Raw genomic sequence first — 25,341 nt, forward strand, 5'->3', positions numbered from 1 at the left:
GCACGTCCGCCGCCCTTCAGCCGATGACGGACGTACCGTACGCCTCGGTGGTGGCGTCGACGGCGTCGTGCATCGCGTACAGGGCGACCTGTCCCACGCCGAGCCCGGCCAGCTCGTCGAGCCGCTCGCGCTGCACGGACGGCGGTCCGAGCAGGCAGAACCGGTCGATCACGTCGTCCGGCACGAAGTCCGTGGACGCGTTCCCGGCGCGGCCGTGGTGCGCGTAGTCGTAGCCGTCGCGGGCGCCGATGTAGTCCGAGAGCTCTGGCGGCACCGCGCCGCCGTCGCCGTAGCGGGCGACCAGGTCCGCGACGTGGTTGCCGACCATCCCGCCGAACCAGCGGCACTGGTCGCGCGCGTGCGCCAGGCCGTCGTCCGACCCGTCGGTGACGTAGGCGGGCGCGGCGACGCACATCGTGATCTCCGACGGGTCCCGGCCGGCGTCCAGGGCGGCCGCGCGCACGGCGTCGAGCGTCCAGCGCACCAGGTACGGGTCGGCGAGCTGGAGCACGAACCCGTCGGCGACCCGCCCGGCCAGCGCGAGCGCCTTCGGCCCGTACCCGGCCATCCAGACCGGGACCGGGGTGGCGCTCGGCGCGACCCACGGCAGCGACAGGCCGTCGTCGGTCGTGCCGCCCGAGGTCAGCGTCCGGATCAGGTGCGTCGCCGCCTCCATCCGGGCCATCGTCGCGGGCGGGCGGCCCTGGGTGCGCAGCGCCGAGTCGCCGCGGCCGATGCCGCAGACCGTGCGCGGGCCGTGCCGCTCGTCGAGCGTCGCGAACATCGACGCCAGCACCGACGGGTCGCGCGTGGCCGGGTTCGTCACCATCGGGCCGACGACCAGCCGCGACGTGCGTTCCAGCACGGAGCCGTACAGGACGAACGGTTCCTGCCACAGCAGGTGCGAGTCGAACGTCCAGCCGTGCGTGAAGCCCTGCGACTCGGCCCGGACGAGCCGCTCCACCAGCAACGACGACGGCGGGTCGGTCTGCAGCACCAGACCGAGGTCGAGGTCGCTCATCGCAGGTACTGGCACGGTTCGCGGCGCAGGAAGCGCCCGTGGCCGGGTTCGCCGAGGTACTCGCCGCGGTCCAGGACCACCCGGCCCCGGGACAGCACCGTGCGCACCGCCCCGGCCGTCGTGCGCCCCTCGTAGGGCGAGTAGTCGACGTTCATGTGGTGCGTGGCGGCGGAGTGCGTCGTCGTGGCGGCCGGGTCGTAGACGACGACGTCGGCGTCCGACCCTGGCGCGATCGTCCCCTTGCGGGGGTACAGGCCGAACATCCGCGCCGGCGTGGCACAGGCCAGCTCGATCCAGCGCCGGTGCGAGAGGTGCCCGTCCAGCACGGCCTGGTGCAGCAGGTTCATCCGTGTCTCGACGCCCGGCATGCCGTTCGGGATCTTGGAGAAGTCCCCGACGCCGAGGTCCTTCTGCCCGGTGAAGCAGAACGGGCAGTGGTCGGTGGACACGACCGAGAGATCGTCGCTCCGCAGCCCGCGCCACAGGTTCGCCTGGTGCTCGGCCGGGCGCAGCGGCGTCGAACAGACGAACTTGGCGCCCTCGAACCCCGGCCGCGCCAGCTCGTCGACGTCCAGGAACAGGTACTGCGGGCACGTCTCGGCGAACGCGTTCACGCCCATCTCGCGGGCGTTCGCGATCTCGGCGAGCGCCTCGGTCGCGGACAGGTGCACGACGTAGAGCGGCGCGCCGGCGACCCGGGCCAGCGCGATCGCGCGGTGCGTCGCCTCGGCCTCGAGCAGCGCGTGCCGGACCTCTCCGTGGTACCGCGGATCGGTGCGGCCGGCCGCGAGCGCCTGCTCGACGAGCACGTCGATCGCGATCCCGTTCTCGGCGTGGATCATCGTCAGGCCGCCGGTCTCGCCGGCCCGCTGCATCGCGCGCAGGATCTGCCCGTCGTCGGAGTAGAAGACACCGGGGTACGCCATGAACATCTTGAAGCTGGTCACGCCCTCGCCGACGACCGCCTCCATCTCCTTGAGCGACTGGTCGTTCACGTCGGAGAGGATCATGTGGAAGCCGTAGTCGATCGCGGCGTTGCCCTCGGCCTTCGCGTGCCAGGCGTCGAGCCCCTCGCGCAGCGACGACCCGCGGGACTGGATCGCGAAGTCCACGATCGTCGTCGTGCCGCCCCAGGCCGCGGCACGGGTGCCGGTCTCGAACGTGTCCGACGCGTACGTGCCCCCGAACGGCATCTCCATGTGCGTGTGCGCGTCCACCCCACCCGGGATCACCCAGCAGCCGGTCGCGTCGACCACGGTGTCCGCCTCGAACGGCACGGCGCCGGGCGCGGCCACCGCGACGACCGTCTCGCCGTCGACGAGCACGTCCGCGGCGACCTGGTCGGCCGCCGTCAGAACGGCGCCGCCCTCGATCCGGGTCCTCACGGCGCCACCAGCGGTCCGTAGGCGTCCGGGCGGCGGTCCCGGTAGAACGCCCACTGCGTGCGTACCTCGTCGATCAGGCCGAGATCCAGGTCCCGGACGAGGAGCTCCTCGTCGGTGTCCGAGGCGACGTCGCCGACGAACTGCCCGCGCGGGTCGACGAAGTAGGACGTGCCGTAGAAGTCGTTGTCGCCGTACTCCTCGACGCCGACCCGGTTGATCGCGGCGACGAAGTACTCGTTCGCGACGGCCGCGGCGGGCTGTTCCAGCTTCCACAGGTAGGCGGACAGGCCGCGGCTGGTGGCGCTCGGGTTGAACACGATCTGCGCGCCGGCCAGGCCGAGCGCGCGCCAGCCCTCCGGGAAGTGCCGGTCGTAGCAGATGTAGACGCCGACGGTCCCGACGGACGTCTCGAACACCGGCCAGCCGAGGTTGCCGGGCCGGAAGTAGTACTTCTCCCAGAAGCCGGTGACCTGCGGGATGTGGTGCTTGCGGTAGCTCCCGAGCACGGCGCCGTCGCGCTCGATCACGACGGCGGTGTTGTAGAAGACCCCGGCGCTCTCGCGCTCGAACACCGGCACCACCAGCACCATGCCGGTCTCCCGGGCCAGCGCCTGCATGCGGGTGACGGTCGGGCCGTCCAGGGGTTCCGCCCACGCGAAGTGCTCCGCCTCCTGGACCTGGCAGAAGTACGGGGCGTTGAACACCTCCTGGAAGCCCATGATCTGCGCGCCCTGCTCGGCCGCGACGCGGGCGTAGGACTCGTGCACCTCGATCGTCGACGACGTGTCGCCGGTCCATTTCGCCTGGACGATCGCCGCGCGGACGGTGGTGGTCATGACGCGCTCCTCCCCGAGTGGTCGTCCGATCCTGGACCGTCCGGCGTCCCGGTGTCGGCACCCGGAACGGTGGTGTCGGGGCCGTCGGCTGGTGGACGCCGGTCGCGGGGCAGCGCGGCCCGCAGGCCGTGGTAGGCGACCAGCAGCACGATCGTGCCGAACGCGATGCCGGACAGCTCGAACCCGCCGATCGTCAGCGTCACGCCGCCGATGCCGATGATCAGCCCGGCGGCCAGCGGGATGAGCGTCGCCGGGTGCCCGAGGTCGACCCGGTTCTGCACCCAGATCTTCGCGCCCAGCAGCCCGACCATGCCGTAGAGCACGACCGTCAGACCGCCGAGGACCCCGCCGGGCACGGCGACGACGACGGCCCCGAACTTCGGGCAGAAGCCGAGCACGACGGCCACGGCGGCGGCCACCCAGTAGGCAGCGGTGGAGTAGACGCGGGTCGCGGCCATGACGCCGATGTTCTCGGCGTACGTCGTGGTGGGGGAGCCGCCGACCAGTCCGGCCAGCGCGGTGCCGAGCCCGTCGCCGGCCAGTGCCCGGCCCAGGTACGGGTCCAGGTCGGCGCGCGTCATCTCCTGCACGGCCTTGACGTGCCCGGTGTTCTCCGCGACGAGCGCGATCACCGAGGGCAGCACGAGCAGCACGAACACCCACGAGAACGTCGGCAGGTGCCACCCGGCGATCTCCTGCCCGTCCGGCCCGGTCATGGTGGCGGGCGGGAGCCCGACCCAGTCCGCCTGCCCGACGGTGGACAGGTCCACCCGCGGGTGCGTGGACACGTCGCCTCCTCCGTCTGGAGCGGTGATCGGGCCGGCCACAGCGTCCATCAGGAACGAGAACGCGAACCCCACGACGAGCCCGATCAGGACGCCGATCCGGCCCCAGAACCCGGGCAGCAGCACCGCCGCGGCGATCACCACGACCATCGTGACCAGCCCGGCCCACTGGTCCTGCGGCCAGTACACGGTCGCCGCGACGGTCGCGAGGTTGAACCCGATCAGCATCACCACCGCGCCGGTGACGGCCGGCGGCAGCACCCGGGTCACGACGTGCGCGCCGAGCCGGTGCACCACCAGCCCGATCACCAGCAGCACGACGCCCGCGACCAGGATCGCGCCGGTGACGGCCGCCGAGTCGCCGCCCTGCGCGCGGATCGCGGCCACCCCGCCGACGAACGACGCCGACGTCCCGAGATAGCTCGGCACCCGCCCGCGCACGATCAGCAGGAACAGCGCCGTCGCGACGCCGCTGACCAGGATCGCGATGTTCGGGTTCAGTCCCATGATCACCGGGAAGACGAACGTCGCCCCGAACATCGCCACCACGTGCTGGCCACCCAGCCCGACCGTCCGCGGCCAGGACAGCCGCTCGTCCGGTGCCACGACCTCGCCCGGGGGCGGCGCCTTCCCGCCGTGCACCAGCGTCCATCCAGCCATCTGGCATCGCCCCCTTCTCCGCCGACCCGGGTCAGGCTCGCCCCGCAGGCGCGCCGGGACAAGCGGCGGCCGCGACCGGAAACCGGACGTTCACACCGGCGTGTCACCGCAGGGGCGTCATGCTGGACCTGTGACGGAGCTGGACCACCTGATCGTCTTCCTGCCCGGCCCGCCGGAGTCGGCGCCGCCCGGCCTGGAGCTCGGTGCGGGCATGCGGCACGACGGGCAGGGCACCCGGAACCGCCGGATCGGGTTCGCCGCCGCGTTCGTCGAACTGCTGTGGATCGACGAGCCGGACGCCGAGCGCGCCTCCGGGCTCGGGTTCGCCGCGCGCTGCGCCCGGCAGGCGTACCCGTTCGGGGTCGTGCTGCGCGGGACCCGCCCGCCGGGCGCGTTCCGGGACTACACCGTGCCCGGCGGCCCGACGCTCGCGCTGCACGACGGCACGTCGGAGATGCCGTTCCTGGGGGTGCTCTTGATGTCCGACGACGAGCTGGCGGCGCGCGTGCCGCGGCCGCTACCCGCGCACCCGAACGGCGCGACCGGCATCGACGACGTCGTGCTGTCCGGTGCCGAACCACCGCCGTTCGGGCTGCCCGGGGTCACCGTCACACCGGGGCCGACGGCCGCGTGCGTGCGCCTGACCGGCGCGGGGGAGGTGGAGTTCCGGTGAGCAGGCTGCGTGGCGCCATCCGGGTCGGGATCGCGCACTGGGCGTTCGGCAACCTCTACGAGGAGGTCGTGCGGATGCCCGAGCGCGTCGCCGAGCGACCGGGTCCGGCCGGATCGCCGCTCGGACCGGTCAGGAGCCCGTCACGCCCTGACCCTTGAGGGCCGCGTCCAGCTTCGGCGCCATCTCGTCCACGGCGTACGGCAGCGACAGCGGGCTGGAGTAGCCGAGCGCCCCGGCGAACTGCGTGGTGAACGTGTCCGACAGGAACGCGACGCGCCCCGCCCTGACGGCCGGGATGCTCGCGAACACCGGGTCGGCCATCGCCTCGGCCCTGCTGCGGCCGAGCACGGCGATCACGTCGCCGTCCAGCTCGCCCTGACGTTCCGCGGAGAGCTCGGTCGACGTGGCCGGCACCTGGAACCCCAGTCCCTGGAACGCCTGGGCCCGCAGGTCGTCGGTGCCGAGGTTGGTCGGCGTGCCCTCGACGACGAAGTCGACGGTCAGCTTCGTGCCCGCGAAATCCGGGTGCGCGGCCCGGACGTCGGCGAACTTCTTCTCCGTGTCCGCGACGACCTGGTCGGCCTGCTGGGAGCGGCCCAGCGCCTGCCCGGTGATCCTGGTCTGCTCCTGCCAGGTGGCGGCGTCCTCACCGTCCGGGGTCGGCTGGGCGACCGTCGGGGCGATCTTGCTCAACGAGTCGTAGGTCGCCTTGTCCATGAACGAGTAGACGCCGAGGATCAGGTCCGGCTGCAGCGCCGCGACCTGCTCGATCGGGACCGTCGTGCCGTTCAGCGGCTCCGAGCGCTGCCCGCCGAGCGCCTGCTGTGCCCACGGCCGGTTCTGCCAGTCGAAACCGCCGGAGAACTCGCGGGAGCCGACCGGGACGACGCCGAGGGACAGCACGAAGTCGGCCTCGTTGTAGCCGATCGCGACGACGCGCTTCGGCTCGGCCGGGATCGTCGTCCGACCGAACGCGTGGGTCAGCGTCGTCGGGAACGCGCCCTGTGCGCCGCCCTCCTGACCGGAGGGTGCGTCGTTGCCGCATCCGGCGAGAGCGAGGAGCAGGACGGCCACGGCCGCCACGGAGCGGAGCAGGGACCCTGGTCGGGGCATGGGGAAGAGCCTTTCCGTCGTACAGGTGCCGTACGGCCGGCCGTCGGCTCCCCCGACACCCGTCCGCGTGTGGGCAGGCTAACCTGACAACGGAAGTGTGCGCGCGTCACGAACCGGACAGAAGCGCCCACAGCTCGTCGACGTGTCGGTCGGTCGTCCCGAGTGAGCCGAACGCCACACGGATCACGTACCGGCCGTCGATCTCGGTGTGCGACAACAACGCGCGCCCGGACGCGTTCACGTGCTCCAGCAACACGCGGGTCGCGTCGTCGCCCTCGGTCGTACGGAGGCAGACGAGGCCCAGCGACGGCGGCGCCGCGAGCTCCAGGCCGGGGTGAGTGCGCACCCGCTCGGCCAGGTCGGCGGCCATCCGGACGTGCCCGCGGACGTGCTCGCGGAGCCCGTCCAGGCCGTGGCCGTGCAGCACGGCCCACAGCTTGAGCGCGCGGAACCGCCTGCCCAGTGGCACCTGCCAGTCCCGGTAGTCGACGACGGCGCCCGAGTCGGAGGCCTTGTCCCGCAGGAACACCGGCGTGATCGACAGCGCGGCGGGCAGCGACCGGGCGTCGCGGACCCACATCAGCGAGGCGTCGAACGCGGTGAGCATCCACTTGTGCGCGTTCGTGCAGAACGAGTCGGCGAGCCCGACGCCGTCGACGAGGTGCCGGTGTTCCGGGCACAGCGCCGCGATCCCCGCCCACGCGGCGTCGACGTGCACCCAGGCGCCGTGCGGCCGTGCGACGCGTGCGACGTCCCGGACCGGGTCGACGGCGCCGGTGCCCGTCGTGCCGACGGTCGGGCACACGAGCACCGGGGTCAGGCCGTCCGCGGTGTCGGCCCGCAGCATGTCCGCGAGCGCGGCCGGGTCCATCGTGCGCGTGCCGGGCGAGAACGGCACGGTGCGCAGGCCACGCTCGCCGAGTCCGGCCACCCGCGCCGACTTCGCCAGCGACGAGTGCGTCTCGGCCGTGACGTAGACGCGCTCGGTGCCGGTCACTCCGGTCTCCCGCCAGGCCGGCCCGCCGGTGGCGGCACTGCGCCGGTGCAGCGCGGCCAGCAGTGCGACGAGCGCGGCCGATGACGCCGAGTCCTGGATCACGCCGCCCCCGCCGCCGTCGTGTGTGAACGCCTCCGGCAGGCCGAGCGCGCGGGCGAGCTGGTCGGTGACCGCCTGTTCCACCTCGGTGCACGCCGGCGAGGTGGACCAGAGCATGCCCTGCGCGCCGAGCCCGGTGGAGAGGATCTCGCCGAGCAGCGACGTCAGCGACGCGTTCGCCGGGAAGAACGCGTGGAACCCCGGGTGCTGCCAGCGGGTGTCGGCGCTCGCGACGACGTCGTCCACCAGGGGCAGGAGCGCGTCAAGGGGCTGCGCGCCGTCGGACGCCTCCGGACCGAAGCGGGACCGCACCGAGCCGGGGACGACGTCGTCGCGGACCGGGAGATCGTCGATGCCCGCGCGGTGGTCGGCGACCCAGTCCACGTACCGGTGACCGAGTCGACGGAACTCCTCGGGCGTCAGATCGGGCACCGGCGCGACGCTACCTGCCCGAACGAGAGGCACCTTCGAGCAATGCCATTGCTCGAAGGTGCCCCTCGTTCGGGATGTGGGCGGGGTGGGCGGAGCGGGCGGGACGGGCAGGAAGGAGGGAGTGGGTCAGACGGCCGGTTCCGAGACGAGCGTCCCGGCCGCGTTCTCCTCGCGCAGGCGGGTCTTGAGCACCTTGCCGCTCGGGTTGCGCGGCAGCTCGTCGACGACCGAGATCTGGGTCGGGCGCTTGTACGCGGCCAGCTTCTCCCTGCAGAACGCCTCGATCTCCTCTGCCGTCGGCGGGTCCGCCGGGTCCGCGGCCACGACGACGGCCAGCGGCGTCTCGCCCCAGCGCGGGTGCGGCACACCGACGACCGCGACGTCGGCGACCTTCGGGTGCCCGGCCAGCGCGTTCTCCACCTCGGCGCAGTAGATGTTCTCCCCGCCGGAGATGATCATGTCCTTCTTCCGGTCGACCACGTAGTAGTAGCCCTCCGGGTCCTCGCGGACGAGGTCACCGGAGTGGAACCAGCCGCCGCGGAACGCCTCGGCCGTCTCGGCGGGCTTGTTCCAGTACTCCCGCATCACGGTCGGTCCCCTGTAGACGATCTCGCCGACCTCGCCGGGGGCGACGTCGTTCATGTCGTCGTCCACGACGCGGACCTCGACGTTGATCATCGGCGTGCCGATCGAGCCGATCTTGCGGATCGAGTCCTCGCCGCGCAGCGTGCACGTCACCGGGCTGCACTCGGTCTGCCCGAACGCGGTCACGACGCTGGCCTGCGGGAACGTGTCGATCATCGTGCGGAGCAGCGACGTCGACGCGGGCGCGGCGCCCCATGAGATCCGGCGCAGCGAGGAGAGGTCGCGGTCGCCGATGTCGGGCACCGCGCACATCGCGGCCCACTGGGCGGGCACGAAGAAGCACGACGTGACGCGCTCGCGTTCGAGCAGCGCGAGCGTCCCGGCCGGGTCGAACCCACCGGACGTCGCGATGATCGTCCGCCCGCCGGTGATCAGGCCGGGGATCATCCCGGCCAGGCCGGCGATGTGGAACAGCGGCGCCCCGGACAGCCAGCACTTGTCGTCCGCGGTGATGCCCAGGTGGGCGATCTGGGAGAACGCGTGCAGCAGCAGGTTGCGGTGGGTCAGCACGGCTCCCTTGGGGCGGCCGGTGGTGCCGGAGGTGTACATGATGAACGCGGCGTCCTCGTCCGCGACGGCGGCCTCGGTGTACACGTCGGACGCCTCGGCGACCACGGTCTCCAGCGGGTTCGGCCCACCTCCGATGGTGATCACCGGGCCGAGGCCGGGGGCGTGCTCGCGTGCGGCGTCCACCGGGGGCCCGAACGACTCGTCGCAGATCACGGCCATCGCGCCGGAGTCGGACAGCGCGTAGCCGATCTCGTCGGCGACCAGCCGGAAGTTGATCGGCACGCAGATCGCCCCCGCGCGCAGCACGGCGAGGTACGCCTCGACCAGCTCGACGCTGTTCAGCCCCAGCACCGCGACCCGCTCGCCGTGCCCGACCCCGCAGGCGGACAACGCGTTCGCCAGCCGGGTCACCCGCTCGTCGATCTCACCGTAGGTGCGGTGGACGCGGGAGTCGGCGAACGCGGGCCGGTCCGGGCCGGTGCGGGCGTGCCGGGCGACGAGGTCGCTGAGCGTCATCCCGCGTCCGGTCACCCGGCCGGTGGTGGTGCCGGTAGTGGTGCCACTGGTCACCGCGAACCTCGCCCTCGTCGTCGGGGGTCGCCACCCGGGGAGTCGCCGGGGGCGGGCTCACTCTGACCCCCACCGGCCCGCTCCGGCAAGCGATCCGGCCGCGGGGGAGGGTGTCCGGGTGATCTCCCCGACCGAGGGCCGCCCGGACGACGCCGGCGTGCCGGACGGAGTCCGCCGCCTGCGGTTGCTCCAGCTGGCCTCGCTGGTCAGCACGTGCGACCGGTTCGCGATCGCCCCGCTGCTCGTCCCGATCGCCGCGGACCTCGGCGTCCCGCTCGCGACGGCGGCCGCGGTGGCGGGTGGCTACTTCCTGGCCTACGGGCTGATGCAGGTGGTCTGGGGGGTGGTGAGCGACCGGCTCGGGCGGGTGCGGGTGATGCGCCTGGCGCTGGTCGGCGCGGTGCTGGGCGGGTGTGCGTCCGCGCTCGCGCCGACGGTCGCGGTGCTGGTCGTCGGCCGGGTGGTGACCGGCGCGTGCTTCGCGGCGCTGATCCCGGCGTCGCTGGTCTACGTCGGGGACACCTGGCCGGAGCGGGTGCGCCAGCGTCCGCTGTCGGACGTGCTGGCCGCGTCCGCGCTCGGGACGGCGGTGGCGACGGCGGGTGCGGGCCTGCTGGCCGACCTCGTCGGCTGGCGCTGGGTGTTCGCGGTGACCGCCCTGGCCGGCGCCGGGATGGTCGCGGCGCTGCGGTGGCTGCCCGAGCCCGGTCGCACGTCGGACGCCGCGCCGGCGGGTCTGCTGGCACCGCTGCGCGTCGTCCTCGGCACGGGGTGGGCGTGGGTGATCCTGGTCCTCGCGTTCGTCGAGGGGATCGTCGTGCTGGCGGTGCTCACCTACCTGGCGCCCGCGATGCAGTCCCTGGGGTCGACGGCGGCCGTGGCCGGGCTCGTGTCCGGGGCGTTCGGCGTCGCGGCGCTGCTGTTCTCCCGCCTGGTGCGACGGCTGGTGGGCCGGATCCGCCCTGCCGGCCTGGCCGCGATCGGTGGCGGGTTCCTGATCGCGGCATGGGCCGCCCCGTCGGTCGCCGTGCACCCGGTGACGGTTCTGGCCGCCGGTGCCGGGCTCGGCGGGGCCTGGGCGTTCCTGCACTCCACGCTGCAGGCCTGGGCGACGCAGGTGACCCCGCAGGCCCGCGCGACCGCGGTGGCGCTGTTCGCCACCGTCCTGTTCCTGGGCAGCTCGGCCGGGACCGCGCTCGCCGCCCCGCTGGCCGACGCCGGCGGGTTCCGGACGCTGTTCGCCGCGGCGCTCGCCGTGTCCGTGCCGCTGGTGGCGGCGGCCGTGTGGGCCCGCCGCCGCTACGGCGCTCAGGACGTGTAGCGGTCCCGCAGCTCGCGCTTGACCAGCTTCCCGGTGGGCGTGCGCGGCAGGAAGTCCGTGAAGTCGATCGTGCGGGGCGCCTTGTAGTGCGCGATCCGCTCCCGGACGAACCCGATCAGCTCCTCCTCGAGCTCCGGCCCGGTCTCGACGCCATCGGCCGGCTGGACGACGGCCTTGACCGACTCGCCCATCTCCGGGTCCGGCACGCCGATCACCGCGACGTCGAGCACCTTCGGGTGCAGGGCGAGCTGGTCCTCGACCTCCTGCGGGTAGATGTTCACCCCGCCGGAGATGATCATGAACGCCTTGCGGTCGGTGAGGTAGAGGAAGCCCTCGTCGTCGACGTAGCCGAGGTCGCCGGTGGTGGTCCAGTTCTGGTGGTCCGGGTGCTCGGCGGAGCGCGTCTTGTCCGGGTCGTTGTGGTACTCGAACGGCCGTTCCTCGCGCTCGAAGTAGATCGTGCCGACCTCGTAGGCGGCGAGCTCCTTGCCCTCGTCGTCGCAGATGTGGACGTCGCCCAGCACCCCGCCGCGCCCGACGGAGCCGGGGTGGGTCAGCCACTGCTGCGAGTCGATGAACGTGATCCCGGCGCCTTCGGTGGCGGCGTAGTACTCGTAGAGCACCGGCCCCCACCAGTCGATCATCCGCTGCTTGACCTCCACCGGGCACGGCGCCGCCGCGTGGATCGCGACCTTCAGCGACGACACGTCGTAGCGGGTCCGGACGTCGTCGGGCAGCTTGAGCATCCGCACGAACATAGTGGGGACCCACTGGCTGTGCGTGATCCCGAAGCGCTCGATCGCGGCCAGCGCGGCCTCCGGCTCGAAGCGGTCCATCACGACGACCGTGCCGCCGACCGCGTGGATCGTGGCGGTGAACCGCAGTGGCGCGGCGTGGTACAGCGGTGCGGGGGAGAGGTAGACGGTGTCGGCGTCGAACCCGTACATCCGGCCGAACACCGAGACGTAGAGGTCGCCCGGCTCGTCGATCTGGCGGTCCGGCAGCGTTGGGCGGATCCCTTTCGGACGGCCGGTGGTACCGGACGAGTACAGCATGTCCGCGCCGCGTGGCTGGTCGGCCAGCGGCTCGGCCGGGACGCCCTGCAGCGTCTCGTCGAAGTCGGCGTAGCCGCTCGCGCCGGGGATCTCACCGCCGTACGCGAGGCGGACCCCGACGTCGACGAGCGGCTCGACGGCCGCGGCCAGGCCGGCCACCCCGGCCGACACGATCAGCGCCTTCGCGCCGCAGTCCGAGACGATGTAGGCGGCCTCGTCGGCGGACAGGTGGTGGTTCACCGCCGTGATGTAGAGGCCGGCACGCTGCGCCGCCCAGTACACCTCGTAGAGCCGCGGCGTGTTCTCGGTGATCAGCGCGACGACGTCGCCACGGCCCAGGCCCGAGTCGACGAGATGGCGCGCCAGCCGGGCGGAGCCGGCCTCGAGATCGGCGTAGGTGAGCGTCTCGCCGGTTCCGGCCATGACGACCGCCGGCTTGTCCGGTGTCGTCGCGGCGTACGTTCCTGGGAACATCGGGCCCTCTCGTCGGCGGTACAGGCGTCCGCCCGAGATCCTGCCAGTTCCGGCGACGAGAGGGGGCCCGGATCCGTTTCGGCTGCTGGAACCGGTTCCGGCTCAGTGCGCGTTGCGGTACGCCTCCAGAACCGACGACGGGATCCGTCCGCGCTCCGAGATCTTCATGCCCTGAGCGACCGCCCATTCCCGAACCGCGCGGTTCATGGCCCGGTCCGAGGCACTCGAGGAGTTGGACGAGCCGCCCGACGGTGCCGCCGAACGGCCGCCCGCGCGGCGGGCCGCCGAAACGTACGGCGCCAAGTGGTCACGCAACTTCTCCGCATTCTTCGAGGAGAGGTCGATCTCGTACGACTTCCCGTCGACGGCGAACTGCACCTGCTCGTCGGCTTCACCTCCGTCGAGGTCGTCGACGAGGGTGACGGTGGTGTGCTTCGCCACGGGCAGAATCCTTCCAGCGCATTCCGGGCGCACGAGCCGGGGAGACCGTCGAGAACCGTGCACCGGATCCGAAGTGTGAGATGTAGCGTGAAATTCCGAGGAAACGATAAGGGATGCGTGCCGGTGTTGTCGATCGACCCCGCATGCGTGTTACGGGCAGAACGGTGTGCTACCGCACCGTCACGCGCGTTCGGCCGAAGACAATCGGAGGAAAGGGTTACGTTCTCCCGTCCGACCGGCTGCGGGTTCCGATCAGTCCAGAACCGTCCACCACGAATCGTCGGGCAGCACCGATCCCGGTTCGACGCGGCCGCCGACCCGCGGGAACGCCACCGTCACCGACGCGTCCGACGCGGCCCGGGCGAGCCGCTCGGCCGGTTCGGCCCACGCGTGGAAACCGAGATTGAACGACGCCCAGTGGATCGGGACGAGCACGTCGCCGCGCAGCGCGAGATGCGCGTCCACGGCCTGTTCCGGTGTCATGTGGACGTCCGGCCACAACGTCGCGTAGGCACCGATCGGCAGAAGCGTGAGGTCGAACGGCCCGTGCGCGGCGCCGGAACGCGCGAATGCCCCGGTCGGGCCGGTGTCGCCGCCCGCGTAGACCCGGTGCTGCGGGCCGGCCACCGACCACGCGCCCCACTGCGTCGTGTTGCGGCGCAGCCAGCGCCCGGAGAAGTGCCGCGCCTCCAGGCAGGTCAGGCGCAGGCCGGCGACGTCGGCCGTCTCGTCCCAGTCGCACTGCACGATCCGCGCGGCCGGGACACCCCAGCGGCGCAGGTGCTCGCCGACGCCGAGCGGGGCCACGAACGTCGCCGTGGTGTCCGCGGCCAGCCGTCGCACGGTGCGGACGTCCAGGTGGTCGTAGTGGTCGTGGCTGATCAGCACGGCGTCCAGGCCTCCGGCGAGCGCGGTCAGTGCCGACAGCGGTCCCGGAGCGGGGTGCAGCCGCCGCGGCCCGATGAACGGGACCGGCGAGACCTGCTTCGACCAGACCGGGTCCACCAGCACCCGTCGTCCGTCGATCTCGAGCAGCACCCCGGCGTGCCCGAGCCAGGTCGCGGCCAGCGCTGCCGGGCGGGCGGGCAGGCGCAACGGGGCCAGCGGCACCCGGCCCGGCGGCACGCCGACCTCGTTGCGGTGCCGCACCATCCGTACCACCCGGCGCGGGCTCACGTCCGGGCGCGGCTCGCCCGGCTCGGTGTTCGCGAAGATCCCGTCCGTCGCGTGCGGGGATCGGGACGTGACCGCACGCAGGCTGCGGTCGTAGGCACCGGCGTTGCGGCGGAACCACCACGTCGCGCCGGCGATCCCGGTGAGCGTGGAGGCGGCGATCAGGGGGACGCGCGGGGACGGCACGACTCCAGATTACGGATCCGGATCTACGGTGGACGGTATGAGCGAGCCTGCGAGCGAGCCGGCGGCGGAGCGTGACCCTTCGCGCGTGGTGACCGAGCGGCACGGCCACGTGCTGCTGATCCGCATGCGGCGCCCGGAGAAGCGCAACGCGGTCGACCCGGCGATGACGGCGGGCCTGGACGCCGCGCTGAACGAGCTCGACGACGACCCCGCCCTGTGGTGCGGCGTGCTGGCCGGCGACGCGGTGGCGTTCTGCGCGGGCACCGACCTCGCCTCCGGCGCGGGGACCCCGACGGCGCGGGGCGGGAGCTACGGTGTCGTGCGACGCGACCGGTCCACGCCGCTGATCGCGGCCGTCGAGGGTCTCGCGTACGGCGGCGGGTTCGAGATCGTGCTGGCCTGCGACATGGTCGTCGCCGGGCGTGACGCGCGGTTCGGGCTCCCGGAGGTCGCCCGCGGTCTGGTGGCCAACTGCGGCGCGCTGTTCCGGGCTCCCCGGCCGCTGCCGTTGAACGTCGCGAAGCAGATGCTGGTCACCGGAGCCCCGCTCGGCGCGGAGCGGGCCCACACGCTCGGCCTGGTGAACGAGCTGACCGACGCCGGAGGGGCCGTCGCCGCGGCGCTCGCGCTGGCGGAGCAGGTCTGCGCCAACTCGCCGACGGCCGTCGCCGCGTCGCTGCGGGCGCTCGAGGACGTCGTCGGTGAGCCGGACGAGCGCGGCTGGGCGGCCACCGACCGCGCGAGCGCGGCGATCGAGGACTCGGCCGACCGGGCCGAGGGGATCGCCGCGTTCCTGGAGAAGCGCCCGCCGCGCTGGCAGGGGGCGTGATCGCGTGACGACCTCGCACCCCTCGCGCCGGGAGGAGCTGGTGCGCCTCCTGCAGGACTACGCGGGGGAGGCCGAGCGGCTCGGCCACGCGTTCGCCGGGCGGCACGGGCTGCACCCGACCGACCTGCACGGGCTGCTCGCCGTGCTGCGCGCCGAGACGGCGGGGGAGCCGCTCACCCCCGGCGCGCTGGGCGAGCTGCTCGACCTGTCGACGGGCGCGACGACGGCCGTCGTCGACCGCCTGGAACGCGCCGGGCACGTGCGCCGCAGCCGCGAGTCGACGGACCGCCGTCGTGTCACGCTCCGGCACGGGGAGGCGGCCGCGACCGTCGGCGCGGCGTTCTTCGGCCCGCTCGGCGTGCGGATGGACGAGGTGCTGACCGGCTTCACCGACGACGAGCTGGACGCCGCCGCCCGCTTCCTGGAGGCGATGACGGCCCTGGTCGCAGACCACCGCGCCGGCCTCGACGAGCCGGCCCCGCCTCCACGTGGGACCCGTGCGCCCTCCGCAGCGCCGGAGGCGGCCGGAGGCGCCTGAGTGCCTCGGCGGTCGGCTGCAGCCGCGCGTCAGGCGTTCGCGGTGCTCTCCTCCAGGTACGCGGCGAACTTGCGGCGGGCCGCCTCGGTCCGGGTCGGGACGTGCTCGGTCGGGACCTCGACCGGCGTGTAGCCGCGCAGGATCCGGCGGGCGACGGACTCCTTGTGCACCTCGTCCGGACCGTCGTAGATCCGTGCGGCCCGGGCGGCACGGTACATCTGCTCCAGCGGCAGGTCGCCGGAGAAGCCGAGCGAGCCGTGCACCTGGATCGCGCGGTCGATGACGTCGTGCAGCACGCGGGCACCCCAGTACTTGATCATTCCGATCTCGACCCGCGCGTTGGACGCCCCGACCTGGTCCATCGTCCATGCCGCCTGCAGCGTGAGCAGGCGCGCGGCCTGCATCTCGGCGGCCGACGTCGCGACCCAGTCCTGCACCATCTGCTTGTCCGCAAGGCGACTCCCGCTCGCCTCGCGGCTGACGGCCCGCTCGCACAGCATGTCGAACGCCCGCCGTGACTGGCCGAGCCAGCGCATCGCGTGGTGGATCCGGCCCGGGCCGAGACGTTGCTGGGCCAGCTTGAAGCCGTCGCCCGGGTTGCCGACCAGGTTCTCCACCGGGACCCGGACGTCGCGGTAGACCACCTCGGCGTGCCCGCCGTAGATCTCGCCGCCGATCTCCGGGTGGTCCATCACCGGGATGTCGCGGACGACGTCGACACCCGGCGTGTCCGTCGGCACGACGATCATCGACGCGCGCTGGTACGGCGCAGCCTCCGGGTCGGTGACCACCATGACGATCAGGAAGTCGGAGCCGGTGGCGTTCGACGAGAACCACTTGTGCCCGTTGATCACGTACTCGTCGCCGTCGCGGACGGCCGACGTGGCGAGCATCGTCGGGTCGGCGCCCGCGCCCGGCTCGGTCATCGAGAAGCAGCTGCGCAGCTCACCGCGCAGCAGCGGGTGCATCCAGCGCTCCTTCTGCTCCGGGCTCCCGCCGATCGCGAGCAGCTCGGCGTTGCCGGAGTCGGGGGCCTGGTTGCCGAAGATCGGTGGCGCGTACCGGCACTGGCCGAGGATCTCGTGCATCAGCCCGAGCGAGACCTGCCCGAACCCGCCCCCGCCGAGCTCCGGTGGCAGGTGCGCGGCCCACAGCCCCTGCTCCTTGACCTGCTCCTTGAGCGGCGCGGTGATCCGGTCGAACGTGGGGCGGTCGAGATCCAGCGTCTCCAGCGGGATGATCTCGTCGCGGACGAAGCCGCGCATCCACTTCAGCTTCTCCTCGAACTCCGGATCGGTGGAGAAATCCCACGCCATCTCTCTCGTCGCCTCCCTGCGCCGCCCTGCGTCTCCCCGGCAACGTAACCCGCCGGGATGGCCCACGCACCCATGCTCCGGTCACACCGGGGCCGGTCGCGTTGGAGGCCTCGACAACGGGGATCGGCACCTCGGCCGGACCGCTCCGCTGCCCGGCGCCGTCCCCTCGGCGGCAACCCGGCACGCCGGCCCCGCCCCGGTCCTGCGCCATGCCCGGCAGGCCCATATCACCGCCCGCCCGCAGGCGTTGCCGGACGGCCGGTGTCGGGAGAGGCTGCCCCGGTGACCACCCATCCCGCCGGGGTCCCGGACGACCTGCAGAGCCTGTCCTTCGAGCCGCTCACCCCGGTCGCGTTCCTGGACCGGGCGGCCGCCGCCCACGGTGACCGGGTCGCCGTCGTCGACGGTGACCTGCGCCTGACCTACGCCGAGCTGCGGTCGCGCTGCCGTCGCCTGGCCGGCGGCCTCGCGGCGATCGCGGACCGGCGGCCGGTGGCCGTGCTCGTGCCGAACACGCACGTCGGGATCGAGGCGGCCTACGGCGTGCCGTGGGCGGGCGTGCCGCTGGTCGCGGTGAACACCCGGCTCTCGGTGGGCGAGGTCGCCTACATCCTGGAGCACTCGCGGGCGTCGGTGCTGGTGTACGACCCGTCGTTCGACGACCTCGTCTCCGACGTGCTCGGACAGCTCGCGCAGCCGCCGCGGGCGATCCGGGTCGGCGAGGACTACGAGCGCCTGATCGCCGACGGCGAGCCGACCGCCGTCGTGCCGGACGACGAGCGCTCGCTGCTCTCCATCAACTACACGTCCGGTACCACCGGGAAGCCGAAGGGCGTGATGTACCACCACCGGGGCGCCTACCTGCAGGCGCTGTCGATGGTCGGGCACACCGGGCTGACGCCGTCGTCGGTCCACCTCTGGACCCTTCCCATGTTCCACTGCAACGGCTGGTGCTTCCCGTGGGCGGTCACGGCCGCCGCGGCGACGCACGTCTGCCTGCCGAAGGTGGACCCGACGCGGATCTGGGAGCTGGTGCGCGACCAGGGCGTCACGCACCTCGAGGGCGCCCCGACCGTGCTGTCCATGATCGCGTACGCGCCGGAGGCGGGGCCCGTCGAGACGCGCGTGAACGTCGCGACCGGCGGGGCGCCGCCGAGCCCGGCGATCCTGCGGCGGATGGCCGAGCTGGGCTTCGAGGTGACCCACCTGTACGGGCTCACCGAGACGTTCGGGCCGGCCATGCTCTGCGACTGGCGCCCGGAGTGGAACGACCTCGACGGCGAGGCGCAGGCCCGGATGAAGGCGCGCCAGGGCGTCGGGAACATGATCGCCTGCGCCGTGCGGGTGATCACCGACGACGGCTCGGACGCGCCGGCCGACGGCGAGACCACCGGCCAGATCGCGCTGCGCGGCAACAACGTCATGCTCGGCTACCTGGACGACGACCAGGCCACCCGGGACGCCGCGCCGGACGGCTGGTTCCGCACCGGCGACATCGGTGTCATGCATCCCGACGGCTACGTCGAGCTCCGCGACCGCAGCAAGGACGTGATCATCTCCGGCGGGGAGAACATCGCCTCCGTCGAGGTGGAGCAGGTGATCGCGGACCACCCGGCCGTCCTGGAGGTCGCCGTGATCGGGATCCCGGACGAGCGCTGGGGCGAGGTCCCGGCCGCCTACGTCACCCTGCGCGACGGCGAGAGCGCGACCGAGGAAGACATCGTCGAGCACGTGCGGGCGCACCTGGCGCGGTTCAAGGCGCCCAAGCGCGTCACGTTCCCGGACGAGCTCCCGAAGACCTCCACCGGCAAGATCCAGAAGTTCGTCCTGCGCGACGAGGCGTGGGCCGAGAGCGGGCGGAAGATCGGCTGAGGTCTACCGCTTCTGGGCCAGCGCCGACATACCCTTCCACTCGTTCCACGGGATCGCCCAGTCGTAGATGTCGCCGTCCTGCGCGGACAGCGGCACCGAGCTGTTCGTGACCTCGACCGGGTCGCCGAACATGGCCGAGTCGAAGTAGGCGCGGGCGTCCTTCGTGGACAGGTTGACGCAGCCGTGCGAGACGTTGCGGTTGCCCTGTGCGCCCACCGACGCCGGGTTGGCGTGGATGAACTCTCCGTTGTTCGAGATCCGCACGGCCCAGTACTCGGGCTGGTTGACGTACCCGTACTCCGGGTTCGACATGAGGACCTTCTCGGACTTGGCCATCACGATGTGCGTGCCGCCGCGGGTGACCCGGTTCGGGTCGGACTCCTTGCCGTAGGAGGCGTCGTAGCGCGCGACCTCCTTGCCGTCCCGGACGACCGCGATCTGGTGGCTCTGGGTGTCCGCCTTGACGATCTGGCTGCGGCCGATGGTGAACGTGCTGCTCAGGTCCTCCTCGCCCCAGCCGGCGTCACCCATGTCGACGCCGTAGAGCGGGGCCTTCACCGTCACCTTCGAGCCGGCGGGCCAGTACTTCTGCGTCCGGTAGTGCACCCGCGATCCGTCCGCCGTGTCCGGCAGCCAGGCCCACGAACCCTCGGCCTTCTTCGACGACGTCACGGTCAGCGTCCGCTCGACGGCGGCCTTCGCCTGGTCCGAGAGGTCGCGGTCGAACTGGATGATGATCGGGGCGGCGACACCGACCTGGTCGCCGTCGTCGATGTTCAGCCGCGCGTCGGTCGTGCGGTCCGGGTCGACCGTGCCGAACCCGCCGCCGAGCGGCTGCGGGACGCCGTCCGGGCGGATCCAGCTGCCGCTCCACGTGTACTGGTGGCCGTAGCCGAGCGGCTCCGACGGCGTCCAGCTCCGCCGGTCCGGCGCGAGCGTTCCGGCGACCTTCTTGCCCTCGTTGCTGGTCAGGGCCACGTCACGCAGCTCGCCCGACGTCACGTCGGCGCGAACGGGAGCCCGTGGCGCGACGTCCGTCGTGCCCGGGTTCGGCGCGACGGTCAGCACCGGCGGGACGTCCTGTGCGGCCGCCTGCTGGGAGGTCTCGCCACCCCCGCTGAGGTTGCGGGCGATCACGTCGCGCACCGATCCGGACGCGAACGCCGTCGCGCCACCGGCCGCGAGCGCGGCGACGGCGACTCCGAGCACGACGATGCGACCGAGCGTCCGCCGGTGCAGCGAACGACGGCGGCGCGGGACGTGCCGTCCCCGGGACGAGTCCCATGAGCGAGACATCAGGCCTTACCTCACAAGGGTGTAACTCACACGGGAGCACCAACATATCTCGTTTCGGTGGTGACCTGCGTACTCGTTACACGGATGGAAGGGTCGTGTCATGGGTTTCGACGTCGCCGCTCTCCGTTCGAGGTTCCCCGCGCTCCGGGCCGGACTCGCCCATTTCGACGGGCCCGGCGGCTCGCAGGTCCCCGACGCGGTAGCCGGCGCGGTGGCCGCCGCGATGACGTCGCCGATGGCCAACCGCGGCTCGATCACGTTGGGGGAGAAGGCATCCGACGCGATCGTCGTCGCTGCTCGGGCCGCGATGGCCGACTTCCTCGGTGCCGATCCGCGCGGGGTCGTGTTCGGGCGCAGCATGACGGCGCTGACGTTCGACCTGGCCCGCACGCTGGCCGCGGGCTGGGGTCCGGGCGACGAGGTCGTCGTCACCCGTCTGGACCACGACGCGAACGTGCGGCCGTGGGTGCTCGCGGCCGAGGCGGCCGGTGCGACCGTGCGGTGGCTGGACTTCGACCCGGAGACCTGCGAGCTCGACGACGTGTCCACGGTGCTGTCCGCGCGCACCCGCCTGGTCGCGGTCACCGGAGCGTCGAACCTGGTCGGGACGTGCCCGGACGTGCCGCGGATCGCCGAGGCCGTGCACGCCCCCGGGGTCGGCAGCCGGCGGGGTGGGGACGGCACAGGTGCGCTGCTCATGGTCGACGGCGTGCATCTGAGCGCGCACGCCACGATCGACGTCTCCGCGCTCGGTGCGGACTTCTTCGCCTGCTCGCCGTACAAGTTCCTCGGCCCGCACTGCGGCGTGCTGGCGTCCGACCCGGCGCTGCTGGAGACGCTGCACCCGTGGAAGCTCGCGCCGTCCACGGATGCCGTCCCGGAGCGCTTCGAGCTGGGCACCCTGCCGTACGAGTTGCTCGCCGGGACGACGGCCGCGGTGGACGTGCTGGCGGGCATCGCGGGCTCGCCGCACGACGGCCGCCGGGCGGCGGTGGCGGCGTCGATGGCGGCGGTGCACGAGCACGAGGAGCGGCTGCGGACCCGGATCGAGAAGGGTCTGGCCGAGCTCCCCGGCCTGCGGGTCCGCTCCCGCGCGGCGCGGCGGACCCCCACCCTGCTCGTGACGTTCGACGACCGCGACCCCGTCGACGCGCACCGCTTCCTGGCCGAACGCCGGGTCAGCGCGCCGTCCGGCTCGTTCTACGCCCTGGAGGCCTCGCGCCGCCTCGGCCTGGGAGACAGCGGATCGCTCCGGATCGGGCTGGCCCCGTACGTCGACGACTCCGACGTGGACCGCCTCCTGGACGGCCTGTCGGCGTTCGTCGCGTCCTGACCGGCATGATCGGCCGGTCCGGAGGGATCCGGCCGCAGGCGGCCGTATCGCTCCGGAGTGCCCGATCATGCGGCGCGATGTAGCGCGTGCCGGACCTCGGCGACGCAGGCGAGCGGGCGTTCGGTGATGTCGTGCCAGGTGAAGCGCAACAGCATCCATCCGGATGCGACGAGCGCATTGCCCTTCCGGCGGTCGTTGCGGAAGCGCGTCGTGTCCGAGTGCCACGCCCAGCCGTCGACCTCGATGGCGAGCCGGACGGCCGGATAGGCGAGGTCGATCTCCCACGGTCCGAACGGTTCGCCGAGCACCAGCCCGTCGGACAGCCCTCCGGCCCGCAGCGCCGCGGAGCCGGCGCACCAGCCCCGAGTCCGCACGGTCCGCGGCGGCGATCATCAGCTCGCCCGCCCGGGCCGTTCCGCGAGCGGACACCGAACGGCAGTACGCCCGGTGGACGTCGCGGAACCGGACATGACGCTGGAGCGCCCGGTCCAGGAGCGACGCGCCGTCGTCGAGCTCCGCCGCCGTCTCCGGCACGGTCAGCGGTCCGGCCGTCGTCGCCACCCCTTGCACCAGCGCGCGGTCGGCGGGGTCCACGGCGCGCCGTCGCATCCGGACGCCGGGCGGTGGAGTGCGCCGCGTCGCCGGCGGCACCGTCAGGCGCACTTCCGCGGGCAGGACGGACAGGTACCCGAACCAGAACGCGGCCGGCCGAACCGCTGAGCATCGACTCCGGCCCTCCCCAGAGCCACGCCGCGCGTGCACGGGCCTCGTCGGTGAGCCGGTGCCCGCCGACCAGCAGCACGCCCGGCGCGGGGCGGGACCACTCGCCGTCGGCGACCCTCCGCCGCAGTGTCCGGGCGGCGACGCCGTGCGCGATCGCCTGCGCGTCGGACACGACCCCGCCTGCACGCGCAGCAGGTCGGCCCAGTCCACGTGGGACAGCGTCCGGAACCCGCGACGCTCCAGGGACCGATTCCCCGCCGAGGTTCGCGATCGACATCACCCGGTGATCGGGGACTGCGGAGCGGAGCGGCCGTGTGCGGCCGGGATCCTCCACAGTGTCCGATCACGGACGTGTGCCGCGAATCACCCGGTCGGCGGTCGTCGACGCGGATGCGGGACGGGCGCCGGGACCGTCGACGCCGTCGCGGCGTGGAGGGTCCCGTGCCGACGCAGGACCGCGTTCGTGCACGTCAGAGCGCCTCTCCGGGAACCGCTACGGTCGGTTCCGGCGTCACCGGTCGGGGGCGCGGACGACGAGGAGGAGACGTCCATGACAGGTGCCACCAGCGCCGCCGAGCTGGAGTCGTTGTTGATGACCCGCTCGCTCGGCGACCCCGAGCTGCTGGCCGCCACCGACGCGGTCGCGGACAAGCGGACGCTGCCGGACGTGTCGGTGATCAAGGTGGGCGGGCAGAGCTTCGTCGACCGCGGCCGCGAGGCGGTCTACCCGCTCGTCGAGGAGATCCTGGAGGCGCGCCGCTCGCACCGGCTGCTGATCGGCACCGGCGGAGGCACCCGTGCCCGGCACGCGTACTCGCTGGCCGCCGAGCTGGGCCTGCCGACCGGCGTCCTGTCCCAGGTGGGCAACGCCGTGGCCGGTCAGAACGCGCGGATGCTGGGCTACCTGATGGCCGAGCACGGCGTGCCGGTCGTCGCCGGTGCCGGGTTCGAGGCGCTGCCGCTGCACCTGTCCGAGGTGCGCGCCGCGATCTTCGCCGGGATGCCGCCGTACGGCATGTGGCAGCCGCTGCCCGAGGAGGGCGTGATCCCGCCGTACCGCACCGACGCCGGGTGCTACCTGGTCGCGGAGACCTACGGCTGCAAGAACATGATCTTCGTCAAGGACGAGGACGGCCTCTACACGGCCAACCCGAAGAACGACCCGTCGGCGACCCTGATCCCGGAGATCACCGTCGACGAGCTGATCGCCCGCGACCTTCCGGACGTGATCATCGAGCGCCCGGTGCTGGACCTGATGCGGCACGCGCGGTTCGTGCGCTCGGTCCAGATCGTCAACGGGCTCAAGCCCGGCAACCTCACCCGTGCCCTGAACGGCGAGCACGTCGGCACGATCATCACCGCTGGAGAGCACGCATGAGCAGCACCTACGCCAAGGACGTCGACTCGGCGCTGATGCGCCAGACCCTGCTCGACCGCAGCCAGGTGCGGCCGGTCGACCAGCAGCAACCGGTGATCCGGATGCTGCCGATGCTCGACGTCGTCGTGCTCGGCGGCCGGTCGATCATCGACGGCGGCCGCGGCGTGCTGCTCCCGGTCGTCGACGAGCTCCGCGCCGCGATGGCCGACCGCAAGCTCCTGATCTGCACCGGCGCCGGCATCCGGGCCCGCCACGTGATGGGCGTCGGGCTGGACCTGGGCCTGCCGACCGGGGCGCTGGCCGAGCTGGCCGGGTGCGAGGCCGAGCAGAACGGGCACATGGTCGCCGCGCTGCTCGCCGAGCAGGGCGTGGCCTACCTCGGCCACGAGACCGTCGGCACCCAGCTGCCGGTGCACCTGGCCGCGTCGAACGCCATGGTGACCAACGGCTTCCCGCCGTACGGCGTGCACGAGTTCCCGCCCGCCGTCGGGAAGATCCCGCCGCACCGCACGGACGCCGGGTCGCTCCTGCTGGCCGACGCGTACGGGGCCCGGTCGCTGACCTACGTCCGCGACGTCGACGGCGTCCTCGACGGCGCTGCGCCGCGCCCCACCGCGACCGCCTCCGAGCTGCTCGCCGACGAGAGCGCGACGTACCCGGTGGACCGCGCGGCGCTGGAGCTGCTGGGCCGGGCCAAGCACGTGCGGCAGTTCCAGATCGTCAACGGCACGGTGTCCGGGACCCTGACCCGGGCACTGGCCGGCGAGCACGTCGGGACGATCGTCACCGCCTGAGCTCCCACGAGCCCCGGGTGGGGTGAGGGATCCCCCGACACCTCGCCCCACCCGGATCCACGGCGCCGCCGTCCTCCGGCGGCTCGAGGCCGTCGAGCAGACGCCAGGGTTCGATCTTCTGCCCGCAGCTCCGGCGTCCTGATCGCCTCAGCGCACGACGTCGAGGGGGCGCGTGTCGTCGAGGGCCGTGGCCGGGACGCCCGGCACGGCGGCCGCGGCGCGCCTGCGGCGCCGGGACACGACGAACCCGCCGAGGACCAGGACCGCGACGCCGCCGACGGCCAGCAGGAACGGCACCGATCCCGGGTCCGCGCCGTACGCGCCGATCGTCGTGTAGGTGGTGGCCGACGGGACGATCCCGACGACCGTGCCGAGCACGTAGGGGCGCAGGCCGATCCCGGTCAGCCCGCACGCGTAGTTCAGGGCCGGGAACGGGATCACCGGCACGAGCCGTACACCGATCACGGCGGTCAGCCCGCCGCGGCTGAACGTCCCGTCCAGCCACGCCAGCCGCTCGCTGGGGATGCGTGCGACGGCGGCACGGCCCAGCCCGCGGGACAGCCCGAACGCGACGACGGCGCCGAGCGTCGCCCCGCACATCGCCGCGGCCAGCCCGACCGGCAGGCCGAACAGCACGCCCGCCGCGATCGAGAGCACCGTCGCCGGGGCGGGCACGAGCGTGAACGCGGCGTAGAGCAGCGCGAACACGACCGGCGCGGCCCACCCGGCGGCCGCGGTCCAGGCGCGGATCTCCTCGACCGACGGAACGCCGGTCGCCACCAGCAGCGCCGTCCCGGCCAGCACGATCAGCACCAGCACCGCCGGGCGGATCCACCAGGCTCGGCTCACGGACGTCTCCCTCCGACAGCGCGGATCGTCCCGTGCC

At 73.1% G+C, this 25,341-nt stretch carries 23 protein-coding genes and 1 pseudogene; 9 read left to right on the top strand and 15 right to left on the bottom strand.

The window, feature by feature from the left end:
• Positions 1–16: 16 nt before the first annotated feature.
• Genes EV378_RS32555 through EV378_RS32565 form a run of 4 tightly spaced genes read right to left on the bottom strand, consistent with a single transcriptional unit; the run spans position 17 to position 4,687 of the window.
• Entirely contained in the window at positions 17–1,021 is a 1,005-nt protein-coding gene (locus tag EV378_RS32555; RefSeq protein WP_132431517.1) for a TIGR03842 family LLM class F420-dependent oxidoreductase, read from the bottom strand.
• Positions 1,018–2,406 carry a dihydropyrimidinase gene (hydA, locus tag EV378_RS36615; RefSeq protein ID WP_243653868.1) on the bottom strand — a complete coding sequence of 463 codons (1,389 nt, stop codon included), beginning with the start codon at positions 2,404–2,406 and terminating at the stop codon, positions 1,018–1,020. The genes EV378_RS32555 and hydA overlap by 4 nt, the downstream gene beginning before the upstream one ends.
• Entirely contained in the window at positions 2,403–3,242 is an 840-nt protein-coding gene (locus EV378_RS36620; RefSeq protein ID WP_243653869.1) for a nitrilase-related carbon-nitrogen hydrolase, read from the bottom strand. Before EV378_RS36620 ends, hydA begins: the two co-directional genes overlap by 4 nt.
• Complete coding sequence (locus EV378_RS32565; protein WP_132431519.1) at positions 3,239–4,687, bottom strand: uracil-xanthine permease family protein; 1,449 nt, start codon at positions 4,685–4,687, stop codon at positions 3,239–3,241. The genes EV378_RS36620 and EV378_RS32565 overlap by 4 nt, the downstream gene beginning before the upstream one ends.
• 130 nt (positions 4,688–4,817) lie before the next feature.
• Between EV378_RS32565 and EV378_RS32570 the strand changes: the two genes are divergently transcribed.
• On the top strand, positions 4,818–5,360 hold the full coding sequence (locus tag EV378_RS32570; protein WP_165922591.1) for a VOC family protein: 543 nt from the start codon (positions 4,818–4,820) through the stop codon (positions 5,358–5,360).
• A complete protein-coding gene (locus EV378_RS35665) occupies positions 5,357–5,518 on the top strand; it encodes a hypothetical protein (RefSeq protein ID WP_165922592.1) in 162 nt (53 codons plus the stop codon). The genes EV378_RS32570 and EV378_RS35665 overlap by 4 nt, the downstream gene beginning before the upstream one ends.
• On the opposite strand, the gene EV378_RS32575 is transcribed toward EV378_RS35665, so the two are convergent.
• From EV378_RS32575 to EV378_RS32585, 3 genes are all read right to left on the bottom strand, one after another.
• Positions 5,490–6,473: an iron-siderophore ABC transporter substrate-binding protein gene (locus EV378_RS32575; protein ID WP_132431523.1), complete on the bottom strand. Its 984-nt coding sequence runs from the start codon at positions 6,471–6,473 to the stop codon at positions 5,490–5,492. The genes EV378_RS35665 and EV378_RS32575 overlap by 29 nt on opposite strands.
• A 106-nt stretch (positions 6,474–6,579) precedes the next feature.
• Positions 6,580–7,992 (bottom strand): pyridoxal phosphate-dependent decarboxylase family protein, encoded by a 1,413-nt coding sequence (locus EV378_RS32580; RefSeq protein WP_207909025.1) that lies wholly within the window; start codon positions 7,990–7,992, stop codon positions 6,580–6,582.
• 135 nt (positions 7,993–8,127) lie between these two features.
• On the bottom strand, positions 8,128–9,672 hold the full coding sequence (locus EV378_RS32585; RefSeq protein ID WP_132433036.1) for a long-chain-fatty-acid--CoA ligase: 1,545 nt from the start codon (positions 9,670–9,672) through the stop codon (positions 8,128–8,130).
• A 172-nt stretch (positions 9,673–9,844) separates the two neighbouring features.
• Between EV378_RS32585 and EV378_RS32590 the strand changes: the two genes are divergently transcribed.
• The gene (locus tag EV378_RS32590) at positions 9,845–11,047 is read left to right on the top strand and encodes an MFS transporter (protein ID WP_132431527.1); all 1,203 of its coding nucleotides are present in this window, start codon (positions 9,845–9,847) and stop codon (positions 11,045–11,047) included.
• On the opposite strand, the gene EV378_RS32595 is transcribed toward EV378_RS32590, so the two are convergent.
• The 3 genes from EV378_RS32595 to EV378_RS32605 form a co-directional block, all read right to left on the bottom strand.
• Entirely contained in the window at positions 11,035–12,576 is a 1,542-nt protein-coding gene (locus EV378_RS32595; RefSeq protein ID WP_132431529.1) for an acyl-CoA synthetase, read from the bottom strand. The two genes, EV378_RS32590 and EV378_RS32595, sit on opposite strands and share 13 nt — an antisense overlap.
• A 102-nt stretch (positions 12,577–12,678) precedes the next feature.
• Positions 12,679–13,017: a histone-like nucleoid-structuring protein Lsr2 gene (locus EV378_RS32600; RefSeq protein ID WP_132431531.1), complete on the bottom strand. Its 339-nt coding sequence runs from the start codon at positions 13,015–13,017 to the stop codon at positions 12,679–12,681.
• A 252-nt stretch (positions 13,018–13,269) separates the two neighbouring features.
• A complete protein-coding gene (locus EV378_RS32605) occupies positions 13,270–14,376 on the bottom strand; it encodes an MBL fold metallo-hydrolase (RefSeq protein ID WP_207908928.1) in 1,107 nt (368 codons plus the stop codon).
• Positions 14,377–14,413: 37 nt separating this feature from the next.
• On the opposite strand from EV378_RS32605, the gene EV378_RS32610 reads away from it, so the two are divergent.
• Together EV378_RS32610 and EV378_RS32615 are read left to right on the top strand one after the other, a co-directional pair.
• Entirely contained in the window at positions 14,414–15,205 is a 792-nt protein-coding gene (locus tag EV378_RS32610) for an enoyl-CoA hydratase-related protein (RefSeq protein WP_132431533.1), read from the top strand.
• 4 nt (positions 15,206–15,209) lie between these two features.
• On the top strand, positions 15,210–15,743 hold the full coding sequence (locus EV378_RS32615; protein ID WP_132431535.1) for a MarR family winged helix-turn-helix transcriptional regulator: 534 nt from the start codon (positions 15,210–15,212) through the stop codon (positions 15,741–15,743).
• A 29-nt stretch (positions 15,744–15,772) separates the two neighbouring features.
• On the opposite strand, the gene EV378_RS32620 is transcribed toward EV378_RS32615, so the two are convergent.
• On the bottom strand, positions 15,773–17,059 hold the full coding sequence (locus EV378_RS32620) for an acyl-CoA dehydrogenase family protein (protein ID WP_132431537.1): 1,287 nt from the start codon (positions 17,057–17,059) through the stop codon (positions 15,773–15,775).
• Positions 17,060–17,374: 315 nt separating this feature from the next.
• Between EV378_RS32620 and EV378_RS32625 the strand changes: the two genes are divergently transcribed.
• On the top strand, positions 17,375–18,931 hold the full coding sequence (locus EV378_RS32625) for an AMP-binding protein (protein ID WP_132433040.1): 1,557 nt from the start codon (positions 17,375–17,377) through the stop codon (positions 18,929–18,931).
• A gap of 3 nt (positions 18,932–18,934) precedes the next feature.
• On the opposite strand, the gene EV378_RS32630 is transcribed toward EV378_RS32625, so the two are convergent.
• Positions 18,935–20,227 (bottom strand): L,D-transpeptidase, encoded by a 1,293-nt coding sequence (locus EV378_RS32630; protein WP_132431539.1) that lies wholly within the window; start codon positions 20,225–20,227, stop codon positions 18,935–18,937.
• 100 nt (positions 20,228–20,327) lie between these two features.
• Between EV378_RS32630 and EV378_RS32635 the strand changes: the two genes are divergently transcribed.
• A complete protein-coding gene (locus EV378_RS32635) occupies positions 20,328–21,560 on the top strand; it encodes a cysteine desulfurase-like protein (protein ID WP_132431541.1) in 1,233 nt (410 codons plus the stop codon).
• A gap of 65 nt (positions 21,561–21,625) precedes the next feature.
• Here the strand turns inward: EV378_RS32635 and EV378_RS32640 are convergent, their stop codons facing one another.
• A complete protein-coding gene (locus EV378_RS32640; RefSeq protein ID WP_132431543.1) occupies positions 21,626–21,934 on the bottom strand; it encodes an endonuclease domain-containing protein in 309 nt (102 codons plus the stop codon).
• A 434-nt stretch (positions 21,935–22,368) separates the two neighbouring features.
• A pseudogene (locus EV378_RS37180) lies at positions 22,369–22,560 on the bottom strand (type IV toxin-antitoxin system AbiEi family antitoxin domain-containing protein); the annotation flags it as partial.
• Between the two features lie 273 nt (positions 22,561–22,833).
• Here EV378_RS37180 and EV378_RS32650 point away from each other — a divergent pair.
• Together EV378_RS32650 and EV378_RS32655 are read left to right on the top strand one after the other, a co-directional pair.
• A complete protein-coding gene (locus EV378_RS32650) occupies positions 22,834–23,661 on the top strand; it encodes an amino acid kinase family protein (RefSeq protein WP_132431545.1) in 828 nt (275 codons plus the stop codon).
• Complete coding sequence (locus EV378_RS32655) at positions 23,658–24,455, top strand: amino acid kinase family protein (protein ID WP_132431547.1); 798 nt, start codon at positions 23,658–23,660, stop codon at positions 24,453–24,455. Before EV378_RS32650 ends, EV378_RS32655 begins: the two co-directional genes overlap by 4 nt.
• A 147-nt stretch (positions 24,456–24,602) precedes the next feature.
• Here the strand turns inward: EV378_RS32655 and EV378_RS32660 are convergent, their stop codons facing one another.
• The gene (locus EV378_RS32660; RefSeq protein ID WP_165922593.1) at positions 24,603–25,304 is read right to left on the bottom strand and encodes a TVP38/TMEM64 family protein; all 702 of its coding nucleotides are present in this window, start codon (positions 25,302–25,304) and stop codon (positions 24,603–24,605) included.
• Positions 25,305–25,341 lie beyond the last annotated feature (37 nt).

The organism is Pseudonocardia endophytica, assembly GCF_004339565.1.
In the GTDB taxonomy this organism is placed as follows: domain Bacteria; phylum Actinomycetota; class Actinomycetes; order Mycobacteriales; family Pseudonocardiaceae; genus Pseudonocardia; species Pseudonocardia endophytica.